The organism is Hydrogenophaga sp. L310 (genome assembly GCF_055703065.1).
This window is the reverse complement of sequence record NZ_JBVPZA010000036.1, coordinates 1-5,379: the sequence shown is the minus strand read 5'-3', so window position 1 is coordinate 5,379 and position 5,379 is coordinate 1. Positions and strand designations below refer to the sequence as shown.

Annotated in this window: 5 protein-coding genes and 2 pseudogenes; 2 read left to right on the top strand and 5 right to left on the bottom strand. The window is 52.6% G+C overall.

Annotation, left to right across the window (positions count from 1 at the left end):
- Positions 1-267 (top strand): annotated as a pseudogene (locus AC0GNO_RS23700) (hypothetical protein); the annotation flags it as partial.
- A 73-nt stretch (positions 268-340) separates the two neighbouring features.
- Complete coding sequence (locus AC0GNO_RS23695; protein ID WP_472905751.1) at positions 341-877, top strand: hypothetical protein; 537 nt, start codon at positions 341-343, stop codon at positions 875-877.
- Between the two features lie 127 nt (positions 878-1,004).
- Here AC0GNO_RS23695 and AC0GNO_RS23690 read toward each other — a convergent pair whose 3' ends face one another.
- From AC0GNO_RS23690 to AC0GNO_RS23670, 5 genes and pseudogenes are all read right to left on the bottom strand, one after another.
- A complete protein-coding gene (locus AC0GNO_RS23690; RefSeq protein ID WP_472905750.1) occupies positions 1,005-1,550 on the bottom strand; it encodes a hypothetical protein in 546 nt (181 codons plus the stop codon).
- Positions 1,551-1,646: 96 nt separating this feature from the next.
- The gene (locus AC0GNO_RS23685) at positions 1,647-2,249 is read right to left on the bottom strand and encodes a hypothetical protein (RefSeq protein WP_472905749.1); all 603 of its coding nucleotides are present in this window, start codon (positions 2,247-2,249) and stop codon (positions 1,647-1,649) included.
- A 576-nt stretch (positions 2,250-2,825) separates the two neighbouring features.
- A complete protein-coding gene (locus AC0GNO_RS23680) occupies positions 2,826-3,989 on the bottom strand; it encodes an AlbA family DNA-binding domain-containing protein (RefSeq protein WP_472905748.1) in 1,164 nt (387 codons plus the stop codon).
- 368 nt (positions 3,990-4,357) lie between these two features.
- Positions 4,358-5,032, bottom strand: coding sequence for a HEPN domain-containing protein (locus tag AC0GNO_RS23675; RefSeq protein WP_472905747.1), 675 nt, complete (start codon positions 5,030-5,032; stop codon positions 4,358-4,360).
- Between the two features lie 80 nt (positions 5,033-5,112).
- Positions 5,113-5,379 (bottom strand): annotated as a pseudogene (locus AC0GNO_RS23670) (hypothetical protein); the annotation flags it as partial.

Below are 5,379 nucleotides of genomic sequence, written 5' to 3'. Positions count from 1 at the left end.
CACCTCAAAGGTGAGCGGGGTGACCGGCTGCATGCGGTGCTGTGCGCTGCCGGTTTCAACATCCGCTGGTTGCTGCGCATGATCGCCAAGAAGGGCATCACCTTCTTGCGATCTGTTTTTTTGTGCCTGCAGCAGGCCCTGTCCCAAGGCCGGTCTTGGCTGGCGTCTGTCATGGCGCTGGGCATCGGGACAGAAAACACCTGGCTATCGGCCCGTCGTTCCCCGCGCTTCCACCCTCTGGATGTTCACGCGTCGGCTTCTGCTTGAAATGAATATTTCAGGGACGACTCGTTAGCCCGTAGAATTTCTGCGAGCTCCTTCTCTTTTTTATGCTTGTGCAATGAAACTCTTGAATTTTTGGCTGATGACCGTGCTTACTCTATACACCGGGTCAACATTCGCTGTCTTCAAATGCACCACGCCAAGCGGACACATCTCCTTCCAGGACTTTCCTTGCGGCGAACCCACAGATCCACAACGTATGGGATATGCGGCGCCGGCCAAGGGTACCTACGTTGCTCCCAATCCGATCAAGAAGGCGCCCGCCCAAGCACTTCCGTTGCTGGTCATTTATCGGCGATGGATTGATGCCGAACAGTTGGGCATCGCTGCTGATCGATCCGCTTTGCTAGGACCTATTGCCTCGATGCAGACGATCCAGCGAGATGTCGAGATTCTCTTGGTGCCGGAATGCCTTGAGAAGTCGAGGTCGGCACTTGTGGCGCTGGCATCGAATACCACCAAGAACATGCTTGAATTCATGTCTAGGACGGGCACGGACGATCTGAAGTTCTTCTTAATAGAGCGTACTCCACTGGTCAATCAGTTTGAACGCGCCTTGAGATTTGCGCCCTGCCCAGGATACGACGCTGGATAGTTTCGTCAGGAGGGCGACAGGCGGTTATAACGGTAAGCGAAAAGATCCAATATTGATGGCTAGTATCGGATACTAGACTTCTCTTTTCGGCTAGGAGAGGTCGGCCGTCAAATGGGGATGCAGTCTTTCAACGCCCCAGCCCGAAGGGCGACGTAACCTGCATTTTATGGGTCTTTACAGCTTCTTTATAGCTGATATCTCGCACGTCGATATTCGCAAATATGTATCTGGCATACTTATTTTTGCAATCCCAGCCATCAGGCATAGAATTCCCTAGCTTCAATTTGGAAAGTTTCTCGTGTTCATCAAAAGTAATAACAGTTAGTGCGGTCCACTCAAGAATAACTTGTGCGATTGTTTCAGCAGTTGAATGGCCCTTTTGCCTTAACACTAAATCGTTAATATAGCTAACCGGAACTGCATGTTCGAGAACTAACCCTGTCAGTTTGCCTTGCTTTATTTGCTCATAGGCTAGAGCACTGATAGTTGGAGCAATATCCTTTCCTTTACCTGCTATAGGTGTGACTTTTTTCGTCGCCTCTCGAATAGCGCCTCTAATGTGGTGTTTTGTGTGTGGGTTAATCTCGCAATGCTCAAGTAACAAATTAGCTATTGCACAGTGCCCCCAGAACCCATCACGATCTGACATTTTTTCAGTTTCGTTGATACTCATTTCATGCGCCAAAACACATTACACCCATGCTCAGTGGCGAGCTTACCGCAGCGAAGCGAAAGCAAGACCGTCAGTTGGAGCGCTTTGTCGGACATTTTACTTCGCTGTGAATAGTTTGATTTGGCTGGTATCAAGAGTTAGCTCCAAATGCCCGAACTGCTCTGGAGGTATGCCCGGCAAAGTGAGTGTCAGATTATTCCAAGTGCCTGGTCGTAGCTCCTCTGTGAAACTCGATTCCTTTTCCAATAATGATTTTTGCCAATTTGCATAATTTGATGTCCAGTTCGCTACGTCAGACTTCGCCATGCGCGGGCCCCATTTCGCATTGAACTTGCCGCCACTGACCGTTGCGTTGGTCAAATTTCCAACGTGCAGGCGCACTTTTACACCATCTGCGTGTGGCCTAACTTCCTCAATTGATATGGCGAACGTGCCGACGGATGTATCAATGCGACTAAACCCCTCGTCTGCCGCAGGATCAAACATAGCGCTTTTGTATCGGTCCTTTCCGAGTTCCAAAAGGAATAGTTTTGTTTCAGCGTCTTGCAGTTTCTTTTCGATGTCGGCGATGCGTGCACTTTGATCCGCTACCGCCCGTTCTAGTTCTGGAACCTTTGTGAGTGAAGTTTGATCGCAGCCGGATAGACCGATTGCAATACAAGCAGCTAAAATGAGTTGTTTCCAAGTACGCAACTTCATGATTCCTCCGGCAAAGATTCAACTTCGATTTAAATCGGCAAATCACTAGATAACGACAACGACAGTCGTTAAACAAATCTCATGCCAACTCCGAAAAGTGTTTTTAATCAACCAGTTACCTCACGCAGGCGGGTCGGTGAGCAGGCATATCAGATTCGACAAACCTGACCAAGACCGAGACACCTCACCGAGATCGCCGATCGGGACAGCAGATCACTTTGCCAGTCTACTCTGGCGTTCACGTTTGACTTCACCGGACCTGCCGAACGCTGCAACCCGGATGGCGGCTATGAGGCCCATTGCCACATGGCAGCTGCGGTTCGGCTCGCGATGGTTATGCTCGTCACAGCGGTCCTTCGATTCGGTGAATGACCAAGGACCGCTACCGGGTTTGACCGTTCCCTGTCAGTCCCGGCCAGAAGCGGTCTGTGCCCAAAGGGGAAAGCAGTCGTTCAACGCCCAGGTCAACCGGCGCCGGAGCCGAAGGCGGAGGGCACCAACACTGGTCATGAAAATGCCAAAGGCATGGCCAGTGTTGGCGTCCGCGTTGAACCGACAGTTAGACGTACCATTCTTTTAGCCGGGGCGTGGTTGGTACGCGCCAGTGTTTGCGTTGAAGTCGAGGCAACGTTCGATACCGAAACCTTGCCACAACGTGTCCAACAAGGGGCGCACTACGTCGTCAACGTTTGCCGTCTCAAGGCTATCTATCCATAGCTCAGGTGCGATCAGATGATCTCTGTCCGCCTTGGGGCTATTGCGAAACATGCGGATGGAATCAATGCCCAGCTCGTAGTTGGCGACGTGCAACAGTGAGAAGCTAATGATTGCAGGGCCAGAAATTCCTTGTTCTTTGGCTAAGTTGAGGAAAGTAGCAGTTCGCCCCCTAAAGTATTTGGTCATGTCTAGAGACCAAACATAAAACTTCTCTTCCTCAGATGGGTGCCGCTGGTAGCTTCCGCCGCCAAGAGATGCTGACTCCATTGCTCCGCTGCGAAGCACTTGTGCATAGCCGTAGTGCCCTTCATCGGATCGGCCTGCTGGATAGACAACTACACCATCGAGGTTGAATACTTTGCTTCCTCCGCCCCAGTCAGGCTCCAGTAACTTGATGAAATCTGTGGAGTAGATCGTTTGAAGGTTTGGCTTTTGCTTGCCAGCTATGCCGTTCAACGGAACAAAGTGAACGGCCTTGATTGGGCCAACGATGAGGGGTTTGGGCGTCTGCCGTTGCTTTAATAGTTCATTGCGCTCTTGTATTAAGCGCCGCGCCTGTTCGGCCAGAGTGGCGGTGCGATCGAATGCAAGGCGAATTTGATCGAAAGTCATGTCTGAAGTGCTGGTTCCATTGCGCATAACAAACCGTCTGTTGTTATTTACTTTGATCGTGTGCGGCCCCAGGAAAGACGCAGGAACCCTAACGACAAGAATGTAGCCTCCAGCAACGTCCACTGGTAAAAACTGCATGCCTAGTATTCGAGGCTCAATTCCGGATTCGATTGTCTGATTAATGCGTCGGGTGAGGGCATCAGCTGCCTCCGAAGTGATTGGAGCCAATTCGGAGGCCACGCCGTCCGCCTCGTTTATCCCAAAAACAATATCTCCACCATCCGCGTTTGCAAGGGCGCTGACGTCTTTGAGCAGTTCGTGCTTGTCTTTGTCGCTGTTCCCTGGAGTATCGCGCTTGAACTCAAGGGATATCGATTCCGGCCAACCAAATGAACAAACGTCGGCCAACAAGCCGGCACCTATGGTAGTAAGACTAGGGGCAAGCATTTTGATCCTTAGCGAGTAGCAGTGCTTCCATTAGATGCAAGTGGGACGTCTAACGTCGGCGTTGACCGGCGCGCATTGGCACTGCGCCGCACGGCGTAGGCTCGTCCATTCGTACCGACCTCCACCGGCTGCTGGATCGCCGGCAGGCTGACTTCCGCGATGGCAAGTTCTGGCTGAGCGAGCCACTTCGTAAGGGCGACTACGCGACTTTTCACAACCGCCCCCTCACTGCTTGGCAGTTAGGGGACCAATACGTGGGACCCCAGGGTTGATCTGCTCCCCACCAGTTGGACTGGCGCCTTGCCGCTGAGCACACCGAGGTTTTGGGGGCATCACTCGCCGTCGAGCGCGCGTTCAGTTGCCTCTACAAGGCCCTTAAGGAACCGAATGGCCTTCTCCAAATCATCACGCTTGACCAAATGAGGTGCCGGTGCGCCTGCGGTTGTCGGCTTCGAGCGGTGGACTGCATCGCCGCGGCGGCTGATGAGTTCGTCAAGCGTCTTTCTAGCGGTCGAAGGATCATAGTTCAGCCATTTCCAGCCCGCGCAAACATCGACTTGCAAATAGTCGAGGAATAGCTTTCTGGTTTTCTCTGATGTCGGGTTGTGGAATCGCTTTAACTCCTCAGTGAGCTTGTTGTTCACGAAGGTTCCGATTGGACTGCCATTTACAGCCTTCAGCCTGGCCGAAACTGCCTCTGTTGCGCGATCTTCTACGTAGGTTTCCCATGCTGTGAGTGACATGACAAGACCGGCGCGCTTTAGAACCTCGGCTGTCTCGGCATTCTGCTTATGCAGGACGTCAAAATGGCTAAGAAGCGTAGTCGCGTCTTCGATGGAGTTGATGAAGGTATTTGATGCGCGGGACATGCGGTACTGTGGTGCTGTGATGTCTAACGAATTGTGGGGCGTGAACTGGCAGTCTGGGCCATTTACGGCCATCGCACTTTCAGAAAGGCCGGCGTTCAACGTTTGACATGAACTGCATGACCCGGCTTGCCAGGGCATGTCAGCTCGATCGAGCGGTTAGGCTGCACCTTTGGTCCTAGGAAGTGCAACGCCAAGTAGTCGTCCCTGAAATATTCATTTCAAGCAGAAGCCGACGCGTGAACATCCAGAGGGTGGAAGCGCGGGGAACGACGGGCCGATAGCCAGGTGTTTTCTGTCCCGATGCCCAGCGCCATGACAGACGCCAGCCAAGACCGGCCTTGGGACAGGGCCTGCTGCAGGCACAAAAAAACAGATCGCAAGAAGGTGATGCCCTTCTTGGCGATCATGCGCAGCAACCAGCGGATGTTGAAACCGGCAGCGCACAGCACCGCATGCAGCCGGTCACCCCGCTCACCTTTGAGGTG

Excerpts from the sequence above, each read along its gene's own strand:
- AC0GNO_RS23685 (WP_472905749.1), bottom strand. The coding sequence starts at position 2,249 with ATGAAGTTGCGTACTTGGAAACAACTCATTTTAGCTGCTTGTATTGCA.
- AC0GNO_RS23695 (WP_472905751.1), top strand. The coding sequence starts at position 341 with ATGAAACTCTTGAATTTTTGGCTGATGACCGTGCTTACTCTATACACC.
- AC0GNO_RS23675 (WP_472905747.1), bottom strand. The coding sequence starts at position 5,032 with ATGCCCTGGCAAGCCGGGTCATGCAGTTCATGTCAAACGTTGAACGCC.
- AC0GNO_RS23690 (WP_472905750.1), bottom strand. The coding sequence starts at position 1,550 with ATGAGTATCAACGAAACTGAAAAAATGTCAGATCGTGATGGGTTCTGG.